The sequence below is a fragment of the Actinomadura barringtoniae genome (assembly GCF_017573505.1).
Taxonomy (GTDB): domain Bacteria; phylum Actinomycetota; class Actinomycetes; order Streptosporangiales; family Streptosporangiaceae; genus Spirillospora; species Spirillospora barringtoniae.
In genome coordinates this window covers 377,425-400,563 of sequence record NZ_JAGEOJ010000006.1, presented here as the reverse complement: position 1 = coordinate 400,563, position 23,139 = coordinate 377,425, and the positions used below count along the sequence as shown (strand labels likewise).

Annotated in this window: 20 protein-coding genes and 1 pseudogene; 7 read left to right on the top strand and 14 right to left on the bottom strand. The window is 68.8% G+C overall.

The annotated features are described in order from the left end of the window. The first annotated feature begins 68 nt into the window (after positions 1-68). The 5 genes from J4573_RS17160 to J4573_RS17140 all read left to right on the top strand — a co-directional run bounded on the left by J4573_RS17160 (position 69) and on the right by J4573_RS17140 (position 5,617). Positions 69-1,391, top strand: a complete 1,323-nt coding sequence (locus tag J4573_RS17160; protein WP_208256491.1) for an extracellular solute-binding protein — start codon at positions 69-71, stop codon at positions 1,389-1,391. A 2-nt stretch (positions 1,392-1,393) separates the two neighbouring features. After that, positions 1,394-2,452, top strand: a complete 1,059-nt coding sequence (locus tag J4573_RS17155) for a carbohydrate ABC transporter permease (protein ID WP_208256490.1) — start codon at positions 1,394-1,396, stop codon at positions 2,450-2,452. Continuing rightward, positions 2,452-3,267 (top strand): carbohydrate ABC transporter permease, encoded by an 816-nt coding sequence (locus J4573_RS17150; protein WP_208256489.1) that lies wholly within the window; start codon positions 2,452-2,454, stop codon positions 3,265-3,267. Before J4573_RS17155 ends, J4573_RS17150 begins: the two co-directional genes overlap by 1 nt. A 3-nt stretch (positions 3,268-3,270) precedes the next feature. Then, on the top strand, positions 3,271-4,653 hold the full coding sequence (locus J4573_RS17145) for a glycoside hydrolase family 10 protein (protein WP_208256488.1): 1,383 nt from the start codon (positions 3,271-3,273) through the stop codon (positions 4,651-4,653). Positions 4,654-4,795: 142 nt separating this feature from the next. Continuing rightward, complete coding sequence (locus J4573_RS17140) at positions 4,796-5,617, top strand: SGNH/GDSL hydrolase family protein (RefSeq protein WP_208256487.1); 822 nt, start codon at positions 4,796-4,798, stop codon at positions 5,615-5,617. A gap of 82 nt (positions 5,618-5,699) precedes the next feature. Here J4573_RS17140 and J4573_RS17135 read toward each other — a convergent pair whose 3' ends face one another. The 7 genes from J4573_RS17135 to J4573_RS17105 all read right to left on the bottom strand — a co-directional run bounded on the left by J4573_RS17135 (position 5,700) and on the right by J4573_RS17105 (position 13,594). Further along, the gene (locus J4573_RS17135; RefSeq protein ID WP_208256486.1) at positions 5,700-6,578 is read right to left on the bottom strand and encodes an SAM-dependent methyltransferase; all 879 of its coding nucleotides are present in this window, start codon (positions 6,576-6,578) and stop codon (positions 5,700-5,702) included. A gap of 80 nt (positions 6,579-6,658) precedes the next feature. Beyond that, positions 6,659-7,591: an anti-sigma factor RsbA family regulatory protein gene (locus tag J4573_RS17130; protein WP_208256485.1), complete on the bottom strand. Its 933-nt coding sequence runs from the start codon at positions 7,589-7,591 to the stop codon at positions 6,659-6,661. Positions 7,592-7,793: 202 nt separating this feature from the next. Further along, positions 7,794-8,801, bottom strand: a complete 1,008-nt coding sequence (locus J4573_RS17125) for a LacI family DNA-binding transcriptional regulator (RefSeq protein ID WP_208256484.1) — start codon at positions 8,799-8,801, stop codon at positions 7,794-7,796. Further along, positions 8,798-10,225 carry a GH1 family beta-glucosidase gene (locus J4573_RS17120; RefSeq protein ID WP_307796676.1) on the bottom strand — a complete coding sequence of 476 codons (1,428 nt, stop codon included), beginning with the start codon at positions 10,223-10,225 and terminating at the stop codon, positions 8,798-8,800. Before J4573_RS17120 ends, J4573_RS17125 begins: the two co-directional genes overlap by 4 nt. An 80-nt stretch (positions 10,226-10,305) precedes the next feature. Then, entirely contained in the window at positions 10,306-11,193 is an 888-nt protein-coding gene (locus J4573_RS17115) for a carbohydrate ABC transporter permease (protein WP_307796675.1), read from the bottom strand. A gap of 5 nt (positions 11,194-11,198) precedes the next feature. After that, positions 11,199-12,173, bottom strand: a complete 975-nt coding sequence (locus tag J4573_RS17110; protein WP_208256482.1) for a carbohydrate ABC transporter permease — start codon at positions 12,171-12,173, stop codon at positions 11,199-11,201. A 137-nt stretch (positions 12,174-12,310) separates the two neighbouring features. Further along, positions 12,311-13,594: an ABC transporter substrate-binding protein gene (locus tag J4573_RS17105; protein ID WP_208256481.1), complete on the bottom strand. Its 1,284-nt coding sequence runs from the start codon at positions 13,592-13,594 to the stop codon at positions 12,311-12,313. A 124-nt stretch (positions 13,595-13,718) separates the two neighbouring features. On the opposite strand from J4573_RS17105, the pseudogene J4573_RS56685 reads away from it, so the two are divergent. Together J4573_RS56685 and J4573_RS17100 are read left to right on the top strand one after the other, a co-directional pair. Further along, positions 13,719-14,039 (top strand): annotated as a pseudogene (locus J4573_RS56685) (Uma2 family endonuclease); the annotation flags it as partial. Between the two features lie 271 nt (positions 14,040-14,310). Next, positions 14,311-15,171 (top strand): alpha/beta fold hydrolase, encoded by an 861-nt coding sequence (locus J4573_RS17100; protein ID WP_208256480.1) that lies wholly within the window; start codon positions 14,311-14,313, stop codon positions 15,169-15,171. Here J4573_RS17100 and J4573_RS17095 read toward each other — a convergent pair. The 7 genes from J4573_RS17095 to J4573_RS17065 form a co-directional block, all read right to left on the bottom strand. After that, positions 15,168-15,986, bottom strand: a complete 819-nt coding sequence (locus J4573_RS17095; RefSeq protein ID WP_208256479.1) for a phosphatase PAP2 family protein — start codon at positions 15,984-15,986, stop codon at positions 15,168-15,170. The genes J4573_RS17100 and J4573_RS17095 overlap by 4 nt on opposite strands. A gap of 130 nt (positions 15,987-16,116) precedes the next feature. Further along, on the bottom strand, positions 16,117-17,127 hold the full coding sequence (speB, locus tag J4573_RS17090) for an agmatinase (protein WP_208256478.1): 1,011 nt from the start codon (positions 17,125-17,127) through the stop codon (positions 16,117-16,119). Positions 17,128-17,156: 29 nt separating this feature from the next. After that, the gene (locus tag J4573_RS17085; protein WP_307796662.1) at positions 17,157-18,167 is read right to left on the bottom strand and encodes a LacI family DNA-binding transcriptional regulator; all 1,011 of its coding nucleotides are present in this window, start codon (positions 18,165-18,167) and stop codon (positions 17,157-17,159) included. Positions 18,168-18,177: 10 nt separating this feature from the next. Then, positions 18,178-19,920, bottom strand: coding sequence for a glycoside hydrolase family 13 protein (locus J4573_RS17080; RefSeq protein WP_208256476.1), 1,743 nt, complete (start codon positions 19,918-19,920; stop codon positions 18,178-18,180). A 19-nt stretch (positions 19,921-19,939) separates the two neighbouring features. Next, positions 19,940-20,782 carry a carbohydrate ABC transporter permease gene (locus tag J4573_RS17075; protein WP_208256475.1) on the bottom strand — a complete coding sequence of 281 codons (843 nt, stop codon included), beginning with the start codon at positions 20,780-20,782 and terminating at the stop codon, positions 19,940-19,942. Continuing rightward, on the bottom strand, positions 20,779-21,807 hold the full coding sequence (locus tag J4573_RS17070) for a carbohydrate ABC transporter permease (RefSeq protein ID WP_208256474.1): 1,029 nt from the start codon (positions 21,805-21,807) through the stop codon (positions 20,779-20,781). Before J4573_RS17070 ends, J4573_RS17075 begins: the two co-directional genes overlap by 4 nt. Positions 21,808-21,810: 3 nt before the next feature. Beyond that, positions 21,811-23,121 (bottom strand): ABC transporter substrate-binding protein, encoded by a 1,311-nt coding sequence (locus J4573_RS17065; RefSeq protein ID WP_208256473.1) that lies wholly within the window; start codon positions 23,119-23,121, stop codon positions 21,811-21,813. Positions 23,122-23,139: the final 18 nt, after the last annotated feature.

The window sequence follows — 23,139 nt, the reverse complement described above, 5'->3', positions numbered from 1 at the left end:
TTTCTAGAGTCCGGGCCACAACAAAGTTTCCGACAAGTTTCGAAATATTTTCGACGATCGGAGGCCCGATGGGCACCGAACCGCTCTCCCGCCGCTCGTTCCTCGCCGCCGCCGGGCTGACCGGCCTGTCCGTCCCCCTGCTCGGCGCCTGCGGCGGCGGCTCGGACGACTCGGACCCGGGTGGCTCAGGAGGCTCGGCCGGCTCATCGAAGAAGGTCACCCTCGAGTGGTGGAACATCGCCACCACCGAGCCGGGCAAGTCGCTCTTCCCGCAGATCGCCAGCGCGTTCATGGCCGCCAACCCGAACGTGACGATCAAGACCACCGTGCTGGAGAACGAGGCCTTCAAGGCCAAGATGACCGCGCAGACCTCCTCGGGGAAGCTGCCCGACATCTTCCACACCTGGGGCGGCGGCGTTCTCAAGCAGCAGATCGACGCGGGCCTGGTCCAGGACCTCACCGCGAAGGCGTCGTCGTGGGCCACCAGCACGCTGTCGGCCACCTCGCTCAACCCCTACCAGTTCGACGGCAAGCTCTACGCGATCCCGTTCGACATCGGGATGGTCGGCTTCTGGTACAACAAAAAGCTCTTCGCTAAGGCGGGCATCACCGCGCCTCCGGCCACCTGGTCGGCGTACATCGACGCCGTCAAGAAGCTCAAGGCCGCCGGTGTCACGCCGATCGCCCTGGCGGGCAAGGACAAGTGGCCCGGCATGTACTACTGGGCCTACCTGGCCCTGCGCGTCGGCGGCCTGCCCGCGCTCCAGCAGGCGCAGTCGAGCAACGACTTCACCGGGCCCGCGTTCGTCCAGGCGGGGCAGCACCTCAAGGAACTCTCCGACCTCGCCCCGTTCCAGCAGGGCTACCAGGGCGCCGCCTACGACGCGCCCGGGGGCCAAGCCGCCACCATGGGCAGCGGCAAGGCGGGCATGGAGCTCATGGGCCAATGGGGACCGGAGGTGGAGAAGGCCGCGGGTAAGGGCATCGGTTCCGACCTGGGCTTCTTCCCGTTCCCCGCGGTGGAGGGCGGCCAGGGCAAGGTGACCGAGGTGTTCGGCGGCGGAGGCGGCCACGCGCTCCGCAAGGGGGCGCCCGACGCGGCCATCGACTTCCTCAAGTTCTTCGTCAACGCCGAGAACGAGCACAAGCTCATCGCCTCCAACGGGTACCTGCCGGTCGTCAAGGGCACCGAGAGCCAGATCACCGACCCGAACCGCAAGATCGTGGCCAGTACGGTGGCGGGCGCGACCGGCTTCCAGCTCTTCCTCGACCAGGCCTTCCCTCCCGCCGTCGGGCAGGAGGTCAACGACAGCGTCATCGACCTCATCGCAGGCAAGAAGACACCCGAGCAGGTCACGCAGCAGATCACCAAGACGGCCAAGAGCCAGTGACGATGATCGCGTCCACCGCGTCCACCGCGTCCACCGCGTCCACCGCGTCCACCGCGTCCACCGCGTCCACCGCGTCCACCGCGTCCACCGCGTCCACGGGCAGGGCGGCCGCCGCTGCTCCGCCGGGGTACCGCCGCTCTCGGCCCGGCGTGCTCCGGCGGCTGCGCGGCTGGACGGCGATCACGTGGTTCCTGGTCCCGGCGCTGGTGCTGTTCGGCCTGTTCGTCCTGGTGCCGATCGTCGTCGCCGTCTACCTCAGCATGTTCCACTGGGGCGGGTTCGGCAGGCCCGAGGACTTCGTCGGCACCGACAACTTCCGGAAGGTGGCCGACGACCCGGTCTTCCGGGGCGACCTGTGGCGCGGCCTCGTCCTGATCGTGCTGTCCCTGGCGATCCAGCTGCCGTTCTCGCTCGGCACCGCCGTCGTGCTCAATCAGCGGCTCCGCGGCCGGGCCGTCTACAGGATGATCTTCTTCGCCCCGTTCATCCTGTCCGAGGTCGTCACCGGGGTGCTCTTCGGCATGATCTTCCTGCCGGAGGACGGGATGGCCGACCACCTGGTCGGGGACCTGCCGGTGCTGGGCGACCTCGCCGGGAAGTGGTTCTCCGATCCCGGCACGGTCCTGCCGACCATCTTCCTGGTCATGACCTGGAAGTACTTCGGCTTCCACATGATGCTCTACCTGGCCGGGCTGCAGGGCATCCCGAAGGAGTTGCTGGAGGCCGCGGCGATCGACGGCGCGGGCGCCTGGGAACGGTTCCGGCACGTCACGCTGCCGCTGCTCGGGCCGACGATCCGGATCAGCGTCTTCCTGTCGGTCATCGGCTCGCTCCAGCTGTTCGACCTGGTCTGGGTGATCAGCCGCGGCGGGCCCACGCACGCGTCGGAGACGATGGCGGTCTCGATGTTCCAGTTCGGCTTCAAACGGTTCCAGATGGGCTACGCCAGCGCGATCAGCGTCGTGATGTTCCTCATCAGCATCGTGTTCTCCCTGCTCTACCAGCGCTTCGCGCTGCGCCGCGATCTGCAGGGGGCCGTCACCGTCAGGGGAGGCGCGTGATGCTCCGGAGCCTGTCCAGGCACTCGGTCGTCTGGCTGATCGGGGCGTTCGTCGTCGTCCCGCTGCTGTACGCCGTGCTGTCCGGTTTCAAGAGCACCGACCAGCTGACCGACAACCCCCTGGGGCTGCCGTCGCCGTGGAAGCTGTCCAACTACAGCGGCGTCCTGTCGTCGGGCTCGTTCTGGAGGCAGGTCGCCAACAGCACCGGGGTCGCGGTGGCGACCACGCTCCTCACCGTCTCGGTGTCGGCGATGGCGGCGTTCGTGTTCGCCCGGTACGCCTTCCGCGGCCGGGAGCTGTTCTACACGCTGTTCACGATCGGGCTGATGTTCCCGTTCGCGGTGGCGGTGCTGCCGCTGTTCGTGCTGCTGCGGACCTTCGACCTGCTCGACAACCCGATCGGGCTGATCCTGCCGCAGGCGGGCTTCGGCCTGCCCATGACGATCATCATCCTGCGCAGCTTCTTCCGCACCATCCCCGCCGAACTGGAGGAGGCCGCCATCCTCGACGGCTGCAGCCGGTTCGGCTTCTTCTGGCGGATCCTGCTGCCCATGGCCCGGCCCGCGCTCGGCACCGTGTCGGTGCTGGCCATCGTGGCGAGCTGGAACAACTTCTTCCTGCCCTTGCTGGTCCTGACCAACCCCAAATGGCAGACCATCCCGGTCGGGGTCCAGCAGTTCCAGGGCCAGTACAACACCGACTACGCCCGGGTCCTCGCCTACATCGTGCTCGCGATGGTGCCCGCGCTGGCCTTCTACTCCGTCGCCGAACGCCAGCTCATCGGCGGCCTCACCGCCGGTGCCACGAAGGGCTGACCCATGACGCTCCTCCCACTCGCCCTCGGCTCGAGACTGTCGGCCGCCCTGATCGTCGCCGCCGTGTTCGTGCCGGTTCCCGCCCACGCCGCCGAGCCGACCCTGGGCGAGCTCGCCGCCGCCAAGGGGCGCTACTTCGGCTCGGCCACCGACAACCCGGAACTGTCCGACGCCCCGTACGTCGCGACGCTGGGTCGGGAGTTCAACGCGATCACGCCCGGCAACGCGATGAAGTGGGACGCCACCGAGCCGCAGCGAGGGCAGTTCAGCTTCGCCAAGGGCGACGAGATCGTCGCGCTCGCCCAGAAGAACGGGCAGAAGGTCCGCGGGCACACGCTCGTCTGGCACAGCCAGCTGCCGAGCTGGGTGTCGAACGGCGGCTTCCCCGCGGCCGAGCTCCGGTCGATCCTGCAGAACCACGTCACCACGGTCGCGTCGCACTACAAGGGCCAGGTGATGCACTGGGACGTGGTCAACGAGCCGTTCAACGACGACGGGACGTTCCGCGACTCGGTCTTCTACAGCACGCTGGGCCAGAGCTACATCGCCGACGCCCTGCGCGCCGCGCGCGCCGCCGACCCCGGGGCCAAGCTCTACATCAACGACTACAACACCGACGGGATCGGTGCGAAGAGCGACGCGATGTACAACCTGGTCAAGTCGCTGAAGTCCCAGGGCGTGCCCATCGACGGCGTCGGCTTCCAGGGACATCTGGCGCTGCAGTACGGCCTTCCCTCCCAGGTGCAGCAGAACCTGCAGCGGTTCGCCGATCTCGGTGTGGACGTGGCCATCACCGAGCTGGACATCCGCATGGTCCTGCCCGCGGACTCCGCCAAGCTCAGCACCCAGGCCGCCTGGTATTCCGACGTCACCAAGGCGTGCCTGGCGGTGTCCCGGTGCGTCGGGATCACGGTCTGGGACTACACCGACAAGTACTCCTGGATCCCGGGTGTCTTCCCCGGCCAGGGCGCCGCTCTCCCGTACGACGAGAACCTCGCGCCCAAGCCCGCCTACGCGGCGCTCCGCACGGCTCTCGGCGGCGGCACCACGCCACCGGACCCCGGCCTCTCCTGCAAGGTGAGCTACAAGGTGGTCAGCCAGTGGAACACCGGTTTCACTGGATCGGTCACCGTCACCAACACCGGAAGTGCCGCGATCAACGGCTGGAGTCTCGCGTTCTCCTTCCCCGGCGACCAGAAGGTCACCCAGGGCTGGAGCGCCGAATGGTCACAGACCGGCGCGGCGGTGGCGGCCAAGAACGCCTCGTGGAACGGAACCCTCGCCGCAGGCGCCTCAACCACCATCGGCTTCAACGCCACCCACTCCGGTATCAATGCCGTACCCACCGCCTTCAGTCTGAACGGCGGGAACTGCTCCCTGGGCTAGGTGTTCAGGTATTCCATGTGAAAACCGTTCCGTCAAGAGTCAAGGGTGACCAGGGGATCCACCTTTCTTGGGAAGTCATGAAAAGGGATCAGGAGTATAAGGGAAGTGATCAACGAGCGCCCTTTTCCCCTCAGGAGGGTCCATGCGCTTTCCCCGCTCCCTTGCGCTTTCCGCCGGCGCATTCGCATTTCTCGCAGGCTCGCTCGCCGCCACCGGAACGGCCTCGGCCGCCGGTGCCCGTTACGTCGCCCTGGGCGACTCGTACTCCTCCGGTGTCGGTGCTGGCAGCTACGACTCGGGGAGCGGCGACTGCAAGCGCAGCACCAAGGCCTACCCGCAGTTGTGGGCCGCCGCGCACGCCCCCGCCTCGTTCAGCTTCGTCGCCTGCTCCGGGGCGACGACCAGCAGCGTGAACAGCGGGCAGCTCGGCTCCCTCAGCTCCTCGACCACGCTTGTGAGCATCAGCGTCGGCGGCAACGACATCGGCTTCTCCAACGTGATGTCGACCTGCGTCACCGGCTCGGACTCCACCTGCGTCTCCGCCGTGAACAACGCCGAGGCCAGCGCCCAGAACACGCTGCCAGGAAGCCTGGACTCGCTCTTCTCCACGATCAAGTCCAAGGCGCCGTCCGCGCATGTGGTCGTGCTCGGCTACCCGCACCTCTACAAGATCACGAGCTTCTGCGTGGGGCTGAGCAACACCAAGCGGAACAAGCTGAACGAGGGCTCCGACGTCCTCGACACCAGCGTCTCGCAGGGTGCGTCCCGCGCGGGCTTCACCTTCTCCGACGTCCGTGACGAGTTCTCCGGCCACGAGCTCTGCTCGGGCGACGACTGGCTCAACTCGGTCACGCTGCCGATCGGCAACTCCTACCACCCGACCGCGCTCGGGCATGCCAGCGGCTACCTGCCCGCGTTCACCTCGACCGCCGGCGCCCTCGCGCGCGCCTCCCGCGACAGCTAGCCCCACAGGACGAAACCGGGGTCGCACCGCGAGAAGCCGGGCCGGAACGCCACACCGGCCCGGCTTCTCGCCGTTCGGGAGCTCAGCGTTTGATGGCGACGCCGGCGTACATGTGGTTCTCGCCGGTCTCCGGTACGCCCTCGGGATGCCAGTGCGTGGAACGGGTGACGCCCGGGTCGATCAGTTCGAGGCCGTCGAAGAACCGTTCCGCCTCGGCCTTGCTGCGCGTGCGCATCGGCAGGCCGCGGGCGCGGTAGATCGCCGACCCGGCCTCGACCTCCGGGTCGTCGGGCACGATCGTCATCGACAGCGTGCTGCCCGGCGCCAACGGCTCCACGAGGCGGCGCACCAGGCCGTGGGCCTCCTCGTCGTCCTCGAACATCTGCATGATGGCGATGAGCGTGAGCGCGATCGGCCGCTTCAGGTCCAGCGTCTCGTGGAACTGGTCGGAGTCCAGGATCCCGGCGGGGTCGCGCAGGTCGGCGTCGAGGTAGGAGGTCCGGCCCGCGGGGTTGCTGCGCAGCAGCGCGCGGGCGTGCACGAGGACGATCGGATCGTTGTCGACGTACAGGATCCGGCAGGTGGGGTCGACCTGCTGCGCGGCCTCGTGCAGGTTGGGCGAGGTGGGCAGGCCGGTGCCGACGTCCAGGAACTGCGTGATGCCGAACTCGGTGACCAGGTGGCGGGTCATCCGGGCCATGAACGCCCGGTTGCCGCGCATGGACCGCGGGATCGTCGGCTGGTACTTCACGATCTCGGCCGCGGCGGCACGGTCGGCCTCGAAGTTGTCCTTGCCGCCGAGGATGTAATCGTAAATGCGGGCGGAATGCGGGACGTCGACCCGCAGGCGGGCCAGATCCAGCTCGGGAGTGTTGTCGCCCTCGCCGCCGCCCTGAGCGCCGCCGTCGCGGACGTTCTCGCCGTCGCCCGGGTCGTTCGAGCCACTCGTCTGGTCCGACATGGCCCGTCCTCTCCGTCGCGGGGGCCGCCGGCTGATCATTTTAGTGCGGGCGGTTCCCGGGAGGGATCGGATGATCGGTTTTAGCTGAGATGCATGCGCATTCGTACGATGACGCCGCCCGGCTCGTCGCGGATCTCGACCAGATCGCACAGCTGCCGGATCAGCCACAGCCCGTGCCCGCTGGTCGCGCGCGGGGGAGGCGGCAGGTGCCCGGCGAGCGGGTCGTCCAGCCGTCCGCCCTCGTCCACGACGTCGCAGACCAGGTCGCCGTGGTCGGTCCAGATCCGCACCCGGCCGCGCCGCCCGCCGTGCTCGACCACGTTGGTCGCCGCCTCGTTCGCCGCGATCACCAGGTCCTCCATGCGGTCGCCGCCGAGCCCGCGCAGGGTGGACTCGGCGGCCAGGAATCCGCGGACGCGGGTCAGCCCTCCGGGGATGATCGGCAGCGCCGCCACGTCCGCGCCGGGCGGCGCCAGCGGCGTCCGGTCGCAGGACCGCGCGAACTCGGCGGGGTCCTGGTAGGCGGCGCTGCGGTGGCTGACGCCGCCGACCACCACGTCGGGATGGGTGCACGACGCCGCCGCGACGATGTCGTCGGGCAGGGCACCGGTGTCGTACGGGCACAGGATCCAGGCAGGGCAGGAGGCGAACGTCAGGTTGGCGACCGCCTCGTACCGTTTCCATTCGCGGACCTGCAGGGGACTGCGGCCGGTCCAGATCGGTTCGCCGACCAGCCGCAGCCGCCCCGGGCCGCGGTGTTGCTGGACACGCCGGTAATAGGCGCCGAGCGTGGCACCGGGGGAGGTGTACCAGCCTTCGGCGTCGATGTACTCCACAGTGGCCGTCGTCGCTGCTCGCAGCATCTCGATTTTGCGCCGGGAGACCACGGCCATGGTCGGTTCGCCCAGCGCTTCGCCGTCCTGGATGAAGTTCACCGCGGCCGCGACGAACTCGGGCTCGGACTCGTACATCAGTGCCTTGTGGATCAGGCCGGTCATCGCGGGGGCGCGCATGGCGCCTCCCTGCTGACCACCTGGGGAGCCTCCACGGCGGCCATGGTGAATCACCGTGATTCGCTAATCGCCGTCGGATCTACGAACAGCGTAAATCAGTGCGACGATCTGGTCCAATGCCGAAAATAAGCACCGCCCGGCCGCAAACGAAACCGTGCGCGACGAGATATGCGACAACGTGCGGCGGAGGCTTAAGGCGGCGTCAGGCGGAGTCCCGCAGGACCAGATGCGGACGCAGTATGACCACCGGGTCGGTCAGGTCCTCGCCGCGGATCCGGGAGATGAGCAGGCGGGCCATCTCGCTGCCCATCTCCTCGGCCGACTGGTGAACGGTGGTGAGCGGCGGCTCGGCCAGCGGCGCGGCGGCCGAGTCGTCGAAGCCGATCACCGAGACGTCGCCCGGGACGGCGCGGCCCTTGGCTCGCAGGACGCGCAGCGCGCCCAGGGCCATCGGGTCGTCGGCGGCGAAGACGGCGTCCAGATCGGGATCGCGTTGGAGCAGCTCCTTGGTCGCGGCGATCCCGCTGGCCTCACTGAAGTCCCCGTACGCGACCAGCTCGGGCAGGCCCTCGGCGGCGAGCGCGTCGCGGTAACCGGTGAGGCGGTCTATGCCCACGCCCATGTCCTGGGGACCGGCGATGGTGGCGATCCGCCGCCGGCCCCGGGCGATGAGATGGTCGACCGCCTCGCGTGCGCCGAGGCGGTTGTCGACGTCCACGTAGCTGACGGCCGAGACGCCGGGAGGACGCCCGCCCAGCACGGTCGGGACGCCGCCGGCCTCCAGCTTGCCGGGGAGCGGGTCCTCGGCGTGCAGGGAGGTCAGCAGGACGCCGTCGACGTGCTGGGGGGTGAGGTAGTGCTCCAGGCGCGCGTACTCCTCCGGGTTGCGCGCCAGGGCGAGCAGCAGCTGGAGACCGGTGTCGCCCAGGGCGGCCGAGATGCCCCGGATGATGCCCGCGAAGTAGGGCTCCGCGAACAGGCGCTGGTCGGACTCGGACACCACCAGCGCCACGGTGTCGGTCCGGTGGGTGACCAGTGTCCGCGCCGCACGGTTCGGTACGTAGCCGAGCTCGTCGATCGCCTTGAGGACCGAGTCGCGCGCCTGCGGGCTCACCCGCGGCGAGCCGTTGATCACGCGCGATACCGTGCCGCGGCCCACTCCCGCTCTGGCCGCGACCTCCTCCAGGGTCGGCCGCCCGGTGCTCTTCATCGCGCCCCTTCCGCTAGCCCGCCTCGGTCCCCCAGTCCGCCGTGGCGGATCACGTTCGAGTACCAGCGGGCGCTGTCCTTGGGCGTACGGCGCTGCGTCGCGTAGTCGACGTGGACCAGGCCGAAGCGCTTGGAATAGCCCCAGGCCCATTCGAAATTATCCAGCAGAGACCACGTGAAGTAGCCCCGCAACGGCACTCCGTCGGAGATCGCCTTGTGGCAGGCGCGCAAATGGAGGTCCAGATAGGAGATCCGGCCCGTGTCGTGGACCGTGGAACCGTTGGCGGCCGGCCCGTCGGCTGGAGACGGGTCGGTCAGCGTCTCGTCGTAGCCCGCGCCGTTCTCGGTGATGTAGAGGGGGACCGGGGCGTAGTCGCGATGGACGCGGGTGAGCACCTCGTACAGGCCCATCTCGTCGATCTCCCAGCCCATGCCGGTGACCGGCCGTCCAGCCGGAACGAACCGCACGAAGTCGCTGCCCACCCACGGCGAGTGCGAGGAGAACGGGGAGGAGACGGCCTGGGTGGCCTCGCCGGGGACGCCGGACACGGTGTGGCGGGTGTAGTAATTGATGCCCACGTGGTCGAGCGGCTGGTTGATGGCCGCCAGGTCGCCGTCCTTGATGCACGAGTCGAACCCGAGGCCCTCAAGGTCGGCCAGCACGTCCGCCGGGTAGCTGCCGCGCAGGAGCGGGTCGAGGAAGAGGCGGTTCTGCAGGCCGTCGATGCGCCGGGCGGCGTCGACGTCGGCCGGATTGGCCGGGTCGGCGGGGGAGACCGCGTACAGGTTGACGGCCGCGCCGTAGTGGTCGTCGGGACGGCGCGCGCACATCGCCTCGGTCGCCAGGCCGTGCCCCAGCATCAGGTGGTGCGCGGCGCGCAGCGAGGCGGCCGGTTCGAGGCGGCCGGGCGCGTGCTCGCCCGAGGCGTACCCGAGGAACGCCGCGCACCAGGGCTCGTTGATGGTCGTCCAGCGCCGTACGTCCAGCGCGGCGTGCACCTGCGAGGCGTAGTCGGCGAAGCGGTAGGCGACGTCGCGTTCCGGCCAGCCGCCCGCGTCCTCCAGCGGCTGCGGCAGGTCCCAGTGGTAGAGCGTCGGCCACGGCTCGATGCCCGCCTCCTGCAGCGCGTCCACCAGCCGGCGGTAGAAGTCGAGCCCGGCCTGGTTGACCGGGCCCGCGCCGGACGGCTGAACGCGCGGCCAGGAGATGGAGAACCGGTACGCCGTCAGCCCGAGGTCCACCATCAGCGCGACGTCCTCGCGGAAGCGGTGGTAGTGGTCGATCGCGACGTCGCCGTTCTCGCCGTTCAGCACCTTGCCCGGCGTGCGGCAGAAGGTGTCCCAGATCGACGGCCCGCGCCCGTCCTCGGCCGCCGCCCCCTCGATCTGGTACGCGGCGGTGGCCGCGCCCCAGGTGAAGCCCACGGGGAAGGCGGCGGCCGGCGCCCGGTCGCTGTCGGCGCTGCTGCTCTTGCCCTCGGCGCCGTTGCTCTGCTGTACGGAGGTCACGCCTTGATCGCACCTTCCATGATTCCGCCGATGATCTGGCGGCCGAACACGATGAACACGATGAGGAGCGGCAGGACGGCGATGGTGGTCCCGGCGAACATCAGCGTGTAGTCCTTGAAATAGGCGTTCGCCAGGTTGTTGATCGACAGCTGCACGGTCGGGTTGTCGGGGGTCAGCACCGCCAGCGGCCACATGAACTCGTTCCAGGTCTGCATGAACGTGAACAGCCCGAGGACCCCGGCGGCGGGGCGCAGCGCGGGCAGCACGACCCGCCAGTAGATGCCGAACGTGGTGCAGCCGTCGACGCGGGCGGCCTCGATGAGCTCGTCCGGGATCGCCTGGTCGGCGTACTGGCGCATCATGAACACGCCGAAGCCGGTGACCAGGAACGGCACGATGACCGCCTGCAGATGGTTCTGCCACCCCAGCTTCACCATGATCATGTAGAGCGGGACGATGCCCATCTGCACCGGGATCATCATCGTGGCGATGATGGTGAGGAGCAGCGCGTTCTTGCCGCGGAAGCGCAGCTTGGCGAACGCGAACCCGGCCAGCGAGGCGAAGAACACCGTCGAGATCGTCACCGCGCCGGAGGCGATGAAGGAGTTCACCAGGCCCTTGGCGAAGTAGACGTCCTGGGTGGAGAACAACCGGTGGACGTTCGTTCCGAAGCGCCCGCCCGGCAGCACCGGCGGCGGCACGTCGGCGACGACGTCGTTGGTCCGGGTCGCCACGACGATCATCCAGTAGATGGGGAAGACCGACAGCGCCAGCGCGACGACGAGCGTCAGGTAGGTGAGCGGGCTGGCGTCCCACAGGCTGCGCAGCCTGCCCGCCTTGTCCGGTCGGCGGCCGTGGCTTCGCCGGCGCCGGATGCCCGGGATGGTGGTCACTTGGTGCCTCCCGTGCGCCGCACGAACACGAAGTTGATCAGCGAGAAGATGATGATGATCACGAACAGTGCCCACGCGACGGTGGCGCCGTAGCCGTACCGGTCATGGCCGAAGGCGTTGTCGAACATGTACATCGTCACGGTCTGGAACTGGTGCACCGGGCCGCCGTCCATCCGGTTCGGCGTGCCGACGCTGAACAGCACCGGCTCGGTGAACAGCTGCAGCCCGCCGATGGTGGAGATGATGACCGTGAACAGGATCGTCGGCCGCAGCAGCGGCACGGTGATCTGCCAGAACTGCCGGAACCTGGACGCCCCGTCGATCGCCGCCGCCTCGTACAGGTCCTTCGGGATGGCCTGCATCGCGGCCAGGTAGATCAGCGCGTTGTAGCCGATCCACCGCCAGTTGACCATCATCGCGATCGCCGCCCACGACCAGCCGCGGCTCGCCTGCCAGTCGATCGGGCTCACCCCGACCAGATGCAGGCCCCAGTTCACGAAGCCGTAGTCGCGGTCGAACAGCTGCGTGAACACGATCGCCACCGCCGCCGTCGAGGTGACCAGCGGCGCGACCATCCCGATGCGGAACACCGTCGGCATCCGCATCCGCCGGTTCAGCGCGTTCGCGATGAGCAGCGCGATCAGCAGCTGCGGAACGGTGGACAGCACGAAGATCCCGATCGTGTTGACGACCGCGTGCCAGAAGTCCTCGTCGCCCAGCAGGTAGCTGTAGTTGTCCAGGCCGACCCACTTGCGCGTGCCCGAGGCCAGGCCCCAGTCGTGCAGCGAGACCCAGAGCGTGTAGACCAGCGGGAACGCGCCGAACACCAGGAACACCAGGTAGAACGGCGAGATGAACAGGTAGGGCGAGGCCTTCATGTCGAGCTTGGCGAGCCGCGCCCGCAGGCCGCGCCGTGGCACGGTCGCGACGGGGCCGGACCCGTTCCGTACGGGACGCACATCGAGGCTCATGCGTCCTCCTTTCCGATCGGCGGGGCGGCGACCGCGTCGGGCCGGCCGCGATGGGCGGCCCCCGCGTTCTGCCGCGGGCGGGCGGTCTGCCGCGGGCGGGCGGCGGCGCGGCGCGGTCACGCCGCCGCCCCGGTGGACTACCTGGCGGCCTTCTTGGCCGCGTCCACCGCCTTGGACCAGGCCTCCTCGGGCTTGACCTTGCCCTGGCCGACCGCGATCAGGACGTTCTCGACCGCCTGCCGCACGTCCTCGTTCTTCGGGCCGAGGTACACGGGCTTCACCTGGGCGGCCATGTCGCCGAAGATCTTGCCGACCGGGGCCTCGCCGAAGTAGGCGCTGGTGGCACTGGCGACCGCCGGGTCCTGCGCCGCCTGCGGCGAGGACGGGAAGACGTTCTTGTCCTTGTAGGCGGCCGTCTGGCCCTGCGGGTTGGTCAGGAACTCCGCCAGCGCGGCGGCCTCCTTCGGGTGCTTGGTCTGCTTGGGCACCGCGAGCCACGACCCGCCCCAGTAGCCCGAGCCGCCCGGCACCGCCGCGACGTCCCACTTGCCCTTGCCGAACCCGCCGGAGAACTCCTCGATGCCGCCGAGCATCCACGACGGGCACGGGATCGTGGCGAACGTGTCGCGCTTCAGCGCGGTCTGCCACGGCGGAGTGAAGATCGACATGTCCGAGGACATCTTCGCGGCCTCGAACTTCAGCGAGGTGTCGAAGGCGGTCTTGACGGCCGGGTTGGTGTCGAAGACCAGGTTGTTGCTCTTGTCGAAGAAGCTGTAGCCCGGGCCGGCCCCCGCGTTCTGCAGCACGGTCGCCCGGAAGATCGCCGTCGGCCCGTCCAGCCACTTCGTCCCGCTGACCTTGCCCTGGAACTTCTGCCCGGTCTGCATGTAGGAGTCCCAGTTCGGCCAGAGCTTGGACACCGCGTCCCGCTCGGTCGGCAGGCCCGCCTTCTTGAAGAGGTCCTTGCGGTAACACATGCCGAGCGGCCCGATGTCGGTGCCGAGCCCGACGAGCTGCGACCCGTCAGAGCTGACGCCCATCTGCCACTTCCACGGCAGGAAGTTGCCCTGCAGGCTCTTGCCCCCGTAGTCGAACAGGTTGAGGAACTTGCTCCGCTGCTGCATGTACAGCGGCAGGATCCCCTCCTCCAGGGCGACCACGTCTCCGGCGCCGCTCCCCGTGGCGATCCACTGCTGGATCCGCGGCTTGTAGTTGTCGAGCGTGTCGACCTTCCGCTGCTTGATCTTGATGCCCGGGTGGGACGCCTCGTAGCTCTTGTAGAGCTGGTCGTAGCCGAACTCGCCGAACACGTCGACGGTCAGCGTGACCGGCCCCGACGACTTCTTGTCATCCCCTCCGCCGCAGCCCGCCAGGGCCGCGACCAGCACGGCCGTCAGCCCGATTCCAAGCCCGCGTCTCATGGCGGACCCCTCTCACTCGATCCAGGTGTGGGAGCGCTCCCACGAAGCTAAGACCGTGACCTGCTTCACTGTCAACCCGCCGCAACGCAACCGTTATCCGACGATGGATCGATAGGCTGACGACATGACGATCCGTCGGCCAGAAGACTGGTACCGCCGGATTCCGGCGCAGATCACGGCCCAGGAGTACGAGTCGCTGCCCGAGGATTTCTGCCAGACGATCGAGGTGATCGACGGGCACATCGTCAAATGCGAGAGCGCCTCCCGGCCGCACAACCGTGTGGTGCGGAGGCTGGCGGCGGCCCTTGAGGCGGGACGCAAGCCCGAACCGTGCCTCATGGTCGAGACCGACGTCGATGTGAGATTCAGCGACGTGCCGCTCAATTTCCGCCGCCCCGACGTGACCGTGTACCGCTGCCTGCCGGATGACCGAAGGCTCCACGCGCCGGACGCGGTCATGGTCGTCGAGGACATGGCCAGCCTCGCGGCCGTTCACGGGATCGACGTTCCGACGAAACTCGTGACCTCCCTCGGCTTCGGCTCGATGCCCTGGCCCGCCACAACCTGTACCTGGACCGACTCGAGGCGACCCGCCAGACCAGGCAGATCGAGTCGATCATCGAGAACTTCCGCGACGAGACCAAGACCCGCGTGCCTCGCCAGTTTCCGCACTGGCCCGTCCGCCGATGGGAGCCGGGGCGACGTACGGTCTGGGCATGGTGGCGGTCGTGGAGCGTCCTACCGAGGTCGTCGAGCTGTCTCGCGGGGTGGTCGAGTACCGGCTGGAGCGGCGCGGTCCGCGGGTTGTCCTGATGATGCACGGCGGGCATATGCGGGCTTCGCTTCCTTTGGGGGAGGAGGTGTTCGCGGAGGCGGGATTCACGGTGCTCGCGCCGTCGCGGCCTGGGTATGGCCGGACGCCTGTTGGCGTTGCCGGGTTTTCAGAGGTCGTCGCTGAGCTGTGTGAACGGCTTGGGATCGGGTCTGTGGCCGCGGCGGTGGGGCAGTCGGCAGGCGGGTTGAGCGCGGTCAGCATGGCTGCACGGTGTCCGGATTTGGTGGAGCGGCTCATTTTGCAGAGTGCGGTCGGCCCGTTGGCTTGGCCTGGCCGATGGACGCGGCTGGGGAGCGGGGTCGCGTTCGGTCCGCGTACCGAGCGTCTGACCTGGGGGTTGCTGCACTCGTTGGTGCGGCGATGGCCGGGAGCGGGGTTGCGGCTGCTGTTGCGTGATTTGAGTGTCGAGCCGGTCGGTGTGGTTCTGGACGAGGTGAATCGGGCCCTCGTCGCGGGGTTGTTCGAGCGGATGCGTTCGGGGAGTGGTTTTGCCGCTGATCTGCGTGACTTCAGGGATGTCGCGGGCTATCGGGAGATCGCGGCGGGGGTTGGTCAGGCCGCTTTGGTGATCGCCAGTCCTCAGGACGGAGCGGTGCCGTTCGCTCATGGTGAGGCACTCGCGGATGTATTGCCGAACGCCCGGCTGGTCATCAGCCGGGCGTCCAGTCATTTCGTTTGGTTCGGGGAGGACTATCCGGCCATCGCCGAAACCATTTGCGGATTTCTTGATTCTGCGGGTTAGGCGGCGCCGACCAGTTCGCGGGTGCGGTCTTCGGCGGGCTCGGTGGGGAGGGGGATCGCCTCGTGGGTGGTGGGGGCCGGCGGGATGGGGCGGGTCGGCTTGCGGTTGCGGCGGGTGGCCAGGTGAACGGTGAGCATGGCGATCGCCAGGAGGGCGGTGGCCACGGCGCAGTCGGCCCAGTAGTGGTTGGCGGTGACGACGATGACGAAGAGGGTGAGCGGGGCGTGGAGGGCCACCAGCCAGCGCCACTTGCTCGTGGAGACTCGGATGACCGCGATCGCCACCAGAAGGGCCCAGCCGAAGTGGAGTGAGGGCATCGCGGCGTACTGGTTGGCGATTCCGTTGGCTTGGGCGGGGTAGGCGGAGGGGCCGACGGTGAGCATGGTGTCGACCATTCCGAAACCGCTTAGGCGGGGCGGTGAGAGGGGGAAGAACATGTGCACGGCCAGGCCTGCGGCGGTCAGGATGACCAGTTGGGTGCGGACGCGCTTGTAATGGTCGCGGTGGCGCACGTACAGCCAGATGAGGAACGCCGCTGTGCCGGGGAAATGGACCCCTACGTAGTAGAGATTGGCCAGGAACGCGGTGTGGTCCCACTGGAGGAAGAAGTGCTGGACCGTTTTCTCGCTCGGAAAAGGGAGGGCGCGTTCCAGGTGCCAGATCCAGTGGGCGTTGGACGTCGCGTGGGCGACGCTTCCCTCGATGAGCGTCCGGCCCCACTTGTAGATGGCGAAGAGGACGACCAGGAGGCTCACTTCGGTCGCCAGGGGGCGCAGCCGTCCCAGGCGTGGTGTGTGGATTGCCTCGATTGCCATGACCCCGTCCTCTCGCCGTGTTCTGTGACGAGATCAACTCTCGCGCGGGGCTACGACAAAGACATTGGGCCCAACCCGTCAGTGGCAGGAGGCTGGACCCAGGGGGCATGGTGGAGTTAACCCCACCCTTTTACCTGTCGAGGAGGGGTCGCCTCGGGTCCCAGGGGGTGCCGTTGCGGCGGCGGGCGATGCCTGAGAGGGCCTCGAGGACTACGCGGTTGGCCAGGGCGGAGGTTATGTCCGCGTGGTCGTAGGGCGGGGAGACTTCGACTACGTCGATGCCGACCAGGGGGAGTTCGTAGGCGATGCGGCGGACGGAGTCCAGGAGCTGGCGGGCGGTCAGGCCGCCAGGTTCGGGTGTGCCCGTGCCGGGGGCGTGGCCGGGGTCGCACACGTCGATGTCGACGGAGAGGAAGACGCCGTCGCAGTCGTCGGTGGCGATGGAGAACGCCTCGGTGAGGCACTCCTCCAGGCCACGGGCGACGATCTCGGTCATCTCGTACGAGCGCATGCCCTGCCCGGCCATCCAGTCGAGGGTCTCGGGGCCCGGCCAGTAGCCGCGCAGGCCGATCTGCAGGAACCGGTCGCCGCGCAGCGCGCCAGACTCGATCAGGCGGCGCATCGGCTGGCCGTGCCCGATCAGGGAGCCGAACTCGATGTTCCCGGTGTCGGCGTGCGCGTCGAAGTGAATCATCGATACGCGGCCCTGGCCGAGGTGCTGCGCGACGCCTGCGGCGTCCGGCCAGGCGATGGTGTGGTCGCCGCCCAGGATCAGCGGGATGGCGTTGTTCGCGGTGACGGTGTAGACCGCTTCCTGGAGGTCGCGAACGGAACGTTCCGCGTCGCCGGAGTACATCTGTACGTCCCCGGCGTCGTAGACGGTCAGGTCGTCGCGCAGACCGTCCACGCGCAGTGCCAGGGACGGGCGTGAACCGTCGTGCGGCAGGTAGTCGGTCTGCCGGATGTACTGCGGGCCGAAGCGGGTGCCGGGCCGGTGTGACGTTCCGCCGTCGAACGGTGCGCCCATGATGACCACGTCCGCGTCGGCGTACGTGGACGGGTCCGACCAGGTGCAGCGCGGTACGCCGAGAAAGGTGATGTCGGGACCGAACTGCGTGCCGTACCGCTCCTGCGGGCTCATGCGTCTCTCCTGGTGGTGTGGTGGCTTCCTCAGGCCTTTCGGGGGGCGGTGGAACGGCGTACGACCAACTCGGGGCGGTAGAGCAGCTCGGTACGGGGGACCTTGGCTCCGCCCAACTCTTCCAGGAGGTTCTCTACGGCGGCCAGGCTCATCTCCCGTACGGGCTGGCGGACCGTGGTGAGCGGCGGGTCCAGGTAGGCGGTCATGGGGGAGTCGTCGAAGCCCACGACGGAGACGTCCTCGGGAACGCGAAGGCCGCGCTGGCGGACTCCTCGTATGGCGCCGATGGCGATGATGTCGCTGCCGCAGCAGATGGCGGTGGCGCCGCTGTCGAGGAGTTGCTGGGCAGCGGCTTGTCCGCCTTCGACGGTGAAGAGGGTGTTGACGATGAGGTCGTCCACGTCGGTGGCGTTCAGGTGCTCCTTCATGCCGCGGCGGAAGCCCTCGGTCTTGCGGATGGAGGGCACGAAGCGTTCCTGCCCGACGGCCAGGCCGATGCGCTGGTGGCCCAGCGCGGCCAGGTGCGCGACGGCCATCTCCAGGGAGGCGGTGTCGTCGTTGGAGATGAACGGCGCCGGGATGTCGGGGCGGAACCCGTTGATCAGGACGATCGGCAGGCCGCGGTCGGTGAGGCGGATGTAGCGCGCCGGGTCGGACTGGGAGTCGGCGTGCTCCCCGTTCACCAGGATGATGCCCGCCACGCCGCGCTCCAGCAGGAGCTCGGTGTAGTCGTCCTCGCGGATGCCGCCGGCGGTCATCGTGCACAGGACGGCGGCGTAGCCGGCCTGGGCGAGGGTGTTCTCGATGATCTGGGCGAACGCGGGGAAGATCGGGTTGCTCAGCTCGGGGACGATGAGGCCGATCAGGCCCGCGCGCTGCTGGCGGAGGCGAGGCGGGCGCTCGTAGCCGAGGACGTCCAGGGCCGTCAGGACGGCCTGACGGGTCGAGGTTGCCACGCCCGGCTTGCCGTTGAGCACTCGGCTCACGGTCGCCTCGCTGACGCCCGCATGGGCCGCGATGTCGGCCAAGCGCATTGTCACGGGGCTCAATTTACCTTTCCACCCCATGGTCGTTAGGGCCGGTGGTGGTCGCGCACCACACGGCGGTGTCGGGTGGGAGGACCAGGCATTCCCCGTCCGGGCGAATGGGAGCGCTCGCGAGCAAGGGGCGGCCGTAGGTGGGGATGCGAACGGTCTTGTCGCTGAGGTTCACCGCGCACGTGATGCGGGGGCCATCATCTTCAGGAGTCTCGTCTTCAGGGGTCGCGCTGCGGGCGAAGACCAGGGTGCCGGGAGGGCCTACCAGCCAGTGCAAAGTACCGTCGCCCAGGGCGGGGTGCTCGCGGCGCATGCGGAGTGCGGCGCGGTAGAGGGAGAGCATCGATTCGGGGTCGGACGACTGCTTTTCCACGGTGAGGCCCTGCCAGCGGTCCGGGATGGGGAGCCAGCTCTTGGACGCGCTGAAATTGAACGGGGGTTCTTCGCCCGACCAGGGGAGCGGTACGCGGCAGCCGTCACGGCCCGATTCGGGATCGCGGGCTCGCTGCGGGTCCTGGAGGTATTCGGCAGGCAGGTCGAGCACCTCGGCAAGGCCCAGCTCTTCCCCTTGATAGATGTAGGCCGAGCCGGGAAGAGCCAGCATGAGCAGGGCGGCCGCGCGTGCCCGGCGTACGCCCAACTCGCCGTCGCCATATCGGGTCACATGGCGCTTCACGTCGTGGTTGGACAGCACCCAGGTGGGAGCGGCGCCGACCAGCTCGTTCGTGCGCATCGACTCTTCGATGACCTCCCGCTTGGCGCGGGCGTCCCAGTCCGCTGCCACGTAGGGGAAGTTGAACGCCTGGTGCAGTTCGTCCGGGCGCACGTAGGCGGAAAGGCGTTCGTGAGAGGACGCCCACGCCTCGGCCACGGCGATCCGTTCCCCGCCATAGGAGTCGAGCAGGCGACGCCAGGCGCGGTGGATCTCGTGCACGCCGTCCTGGTCGAAGTAGGGCAGCACGTCCGTGCCGAGCATCCGGATCTGGTCGGTGCGGCCCGCGTCCGGGAGGCCCGGCGCCTTGACCATCCCGTGCGCGACGTCGACGCGGAAGCCGTCCACGCCGATGTCCAGCCAGAAGCGCAGGATGTCCTGGAACTCGGCGTGCACCTCGGGGTTGTCCCAGTCGAGGTCGGGCTGTTCGGGTGCGAAAAGGTGCAGGTACCACTGGCCGTCCGGTACACGGGTCCAGGCGGAGCCGCCGAAGACCGACTCCCAGTCGTTCGGCGGCTCGGCGCCGTCCGGCCCGCGGCCGTCGCGGAAGATGTAGCGGGCACGCGCGTGGGCGCGGGCGGCCGAGCCGGGCTCGGCGTCGAGCGCCTCCTGGAACCACAGGTGCCGGTCGGAGGTGTGGTTCGGCACCACGTCCACGATGACGCGCAGCCCGTGGTCGTGGGCCTCGCGCACGAGGGCGCGCGCGTCCTCCAGCGTTCCGAAGATCGGGTCGACGTCGCGGTAGTCGGCGACGTCGTACCCGAAGTCGGCCATCGGCGAGGTGTAGAACGGGGTGATCCAGAGCGCGTCCACGCCCAGGTCCGCCAGGTAGGGCAGCCGGCTGCGGATGCCCGGCAGGTCGCCGATGCCGTCGCCGTCGCTGTCGGCGAAGCTGCGGACGTACACCTGGTAGATGACCGCGTCCCGCCACCACCGCGTGCCGGCGGGCCGTTCAGCGTCCGGACCGCCTGAAGGTCCCGGACTGCCCGCAAGTCCCGGACGGCCAGAAGGCCCCGGAAGGGTCGGCGCGGCGTTGTGCGTCATGAGTCCCCCTGTTGTCGCTCTACTTGACGCCGCCGGCGGTGAGCCCGGCGACGATACGGCGCTGGAAGACCAGCACGACGATGATCAGCGGCACGGTGACGACGACCCCGGCCGCCATCTGGGTGCCGAACGGCTGGTCCTGGCCGCTCACCCCGGTGAACTTGGAGATCGCGACGGTGGCGGTCTGCATGTCCTTCTCGGTGGTCATGGACAGCGCGATGATGTACTCGTTCCAGGCCGTCATGAACGTGATGATCGCCGTGGTGAAGACCCCCGGCGCGGCCAGCGGCACGATCACCTTGCGGAACGCCTGGCCCCGCGTGCAGCCGTCCACCATCGCCGCCTGCTCCAGCTCGAACGGCAGCTGGCGGAAGAACGTGGTGAGCAGCCAGATGCTGAGCGGCAGCGCGAAGCCCAGGCTCGGCACGATCATCGCCTGGTAGGTGTTGATCCACTTGATGTCGGTGAACAGCTTCAGCAGCGGCACGATCTGCGAGATGCCCGGGAACATCGTGGTCGCGATGATCAGCCCGAGGAAAAGGTTCTTGCCGGGGAACGACAGCCGGGCGAGGGCGTAGGCGGTCGCCATGCCGATGACCAGTGTCAGGAGCGTGGTCGTTCCGGCGACGACGAGGCTGTTCAGCAGCGCGCGCTCGAAGCCGTTGTGCCCGCCGAACACCGCGGTGAAGTTCTCCACCGACCAGCGCGTCGGGATGATCGAGTTCTCGAACTGGTCCTGCGGGCGCCGGAACGCCGACGCGACCATCCAGTAGAACGGCGCGAGGCAGTAGACGACCACGAGCACGACGCCCGCGTACAGCAGGACGCGGCGAGCACGCCGCGCGACGGGTACGGCCGTCATGCCTTGCCCTTCTTCCTGACTTGTCGCGCCTGGCCGATGATGTCGGCGCCGAGCAGCTTGACGAACAGGTAGGAGATCAGCGCGATGTAAACGAACAGGATCGTCGCGTAGGCCGCCGCCGACCCGTACCGCAGGTTGTTCGACTCGAACCACGAGATCATCGTCAGCGTCTCCACCGACTTCTTGTTGACCCCGATGAGGACGGCGGGCAGGTCGAACATGCGCAGCACGTCCAGCATCCGGAACAGCACCGCGACCAGCAGCGACGGCTTGACCAGCGGCAGCGTGATCCGGAAGAACTGCTGCAGCGGCCCGGCGCCGTCGCAGCGCGCCGCCTCGTACACGTCGCGCGGGATCATCTGCAGCCCGGCCAGCACCAGCAGCCCGATGAACGGCGAGGTCTTCCACACCTCGGCGATGATCACCGCGAGCTTGGACGGGAAGCCGTCGGCGGTCCACAGCACCTGGTGCTGGATCACGGCGTTGAACGCGCCGTCCGCCTGGAAGATCCACCGCCACAGCAGACCGGAGATCGCGGTCGGGATCGCCCACGGCACCAGCACGCTGGCCCGCAGGAACCCGCGGCCGCGGAACGCCTGCTGCATCACCAGCGCCATCGCGACGCCGATGACCGTCTCCAGCACGACCGTGGTCAGCGTGAAGAACGTGGTGTTCCAGAAGGCGTTCCAGAACGCGTCCGCGCGGTCCCCGGAGAAGATCGCGGTGTAGTTGTCGAGGCCGACGAACCGTTCGCCCTCGACCACGAAGCCGTCGGCGTCCAGCGCCTGCCCGCGCGTGTAGAGCGACTCGCGGAACCCGGCGATCACCGGGTAGCCGACGACCAGCGCCAGCACGAGCAGCGTCGGCGACAGCATGATCGCGGCCATCCGGCGCGAGCCCTGCGGATCGCCCTTGGAGTCCTCGGGGCCCTTGGAACCCTTGGACCGGCGCGGCAGGAGTCCGCGCCGCGCGCCGGGCGGCGGCGCCTCGGTGGCGCCGCCGCTCTTGGAGTACGTGGTGGTCATCGGTTACGGCGTGGTCAGCTGGGTGAGCTTGGACTGCAGGTCGGTCAGCGCCTTGTCGGGCGCGGTCTTGCCGCCGAGCGCGTCGTACACCGACCCCTGGATCGCGGCGGTGACGTCGCCGTACTTCACCACGACCGGCCGCGACTTGGCGTTCTCGATCGCCTTCTGCAGCGTCGGCAGGAACGGGTACTTCTTGATCATGTCCGGGTCGGTGTAGAGCGAGGCCACGGTCGGCGCCTGCGAGGTGGCGAGCGCGTTGGCCTTCTGCTGCTTCACGTCGGCCATGAACTTGATGAAGTCGAGCGCGCTCGCCTTGTTCTTGGCGAACGCGGAGATGGCGTAGTTGTGGCCGCCGAGGTTGGCGGCGCCGGGACCGTTCGGCCCGGGGATCGGCGCGACCGCGAACTTGCCCGCCACCTTGGAGGAGCCGTCGTCGGCGTTGGCCAGGTCGTACTGGTAGGGCCACTGACGGTGGAAGAGCAGCTTGCCCGCCTGGAACTGGCGGCGCCCGCCCTCACCGTCCAGCGTCAGCGCGGCCTTGGGCATCCGGCCGTCCTTGATGGCGTTCACCAGGAAGTCCAGGCCCGCCTTGGCCTGCGGCGTGCCGACCGACGGCTTGCCCTCGGCGTCCACGATGGTGCCGCCCGCGCTGTTGATCGCCTCGGCCGCCGACACCGTGAGCCCCTCGGTCTTGCCGACCTCGGTGAGGAAGCAGTCGACGCCCTTGCCCTCGGGCAGCGCCTTGACCTTGTCGCAGTCCGACCACATCTCGGCCCACGTCGTCGGCGCCTGGTCGATGCCCGCCTTCTTCAGCAGGTCGGTGCGGTAGAAGAGCAGGCCGGAGTCGGAGGTCAGCGGCATCGCGAACAGGCGGCCGCGGTACTCGCCCGTGGTCACGGTCGCGGGCAGCAGCTTGCCGGTGTCCAGCTGGGCCTTCGGCAGCTCGGCGAGCCAGCGGTTGGCGGCGAACTCGGCGGTCCACACGACGTCGAGGTTGAGGACGGTGTAGGCGTCCGAACGGGTGGTCGCGTTCTGGATCATCTGCTGGCGCTGGTCGTTCGGCTCGTCCGGTAGCTCGACGATCTTGGCCTGCTCGCTCGGGTGGGCCGCGTTCCACGCGTCCACCATCTTCTGCATGTTGCCCGAACGGTCCTTGCCGCTCACCAGCGTGATGGGCCCGCGCCCGGTGAGCTGCCCGGCGCCCGCCGCGTTGCCGCTGCCGGACTTCTTGCCGTCATCGCCGCCGCCGCATCCGGCCGCCGCCAACGCGAGCGCGAGTCCGGCGGCAACGCCGGCCAGGGGTGTGCGCCGCATGAGTCCTCCTCGGTCGGG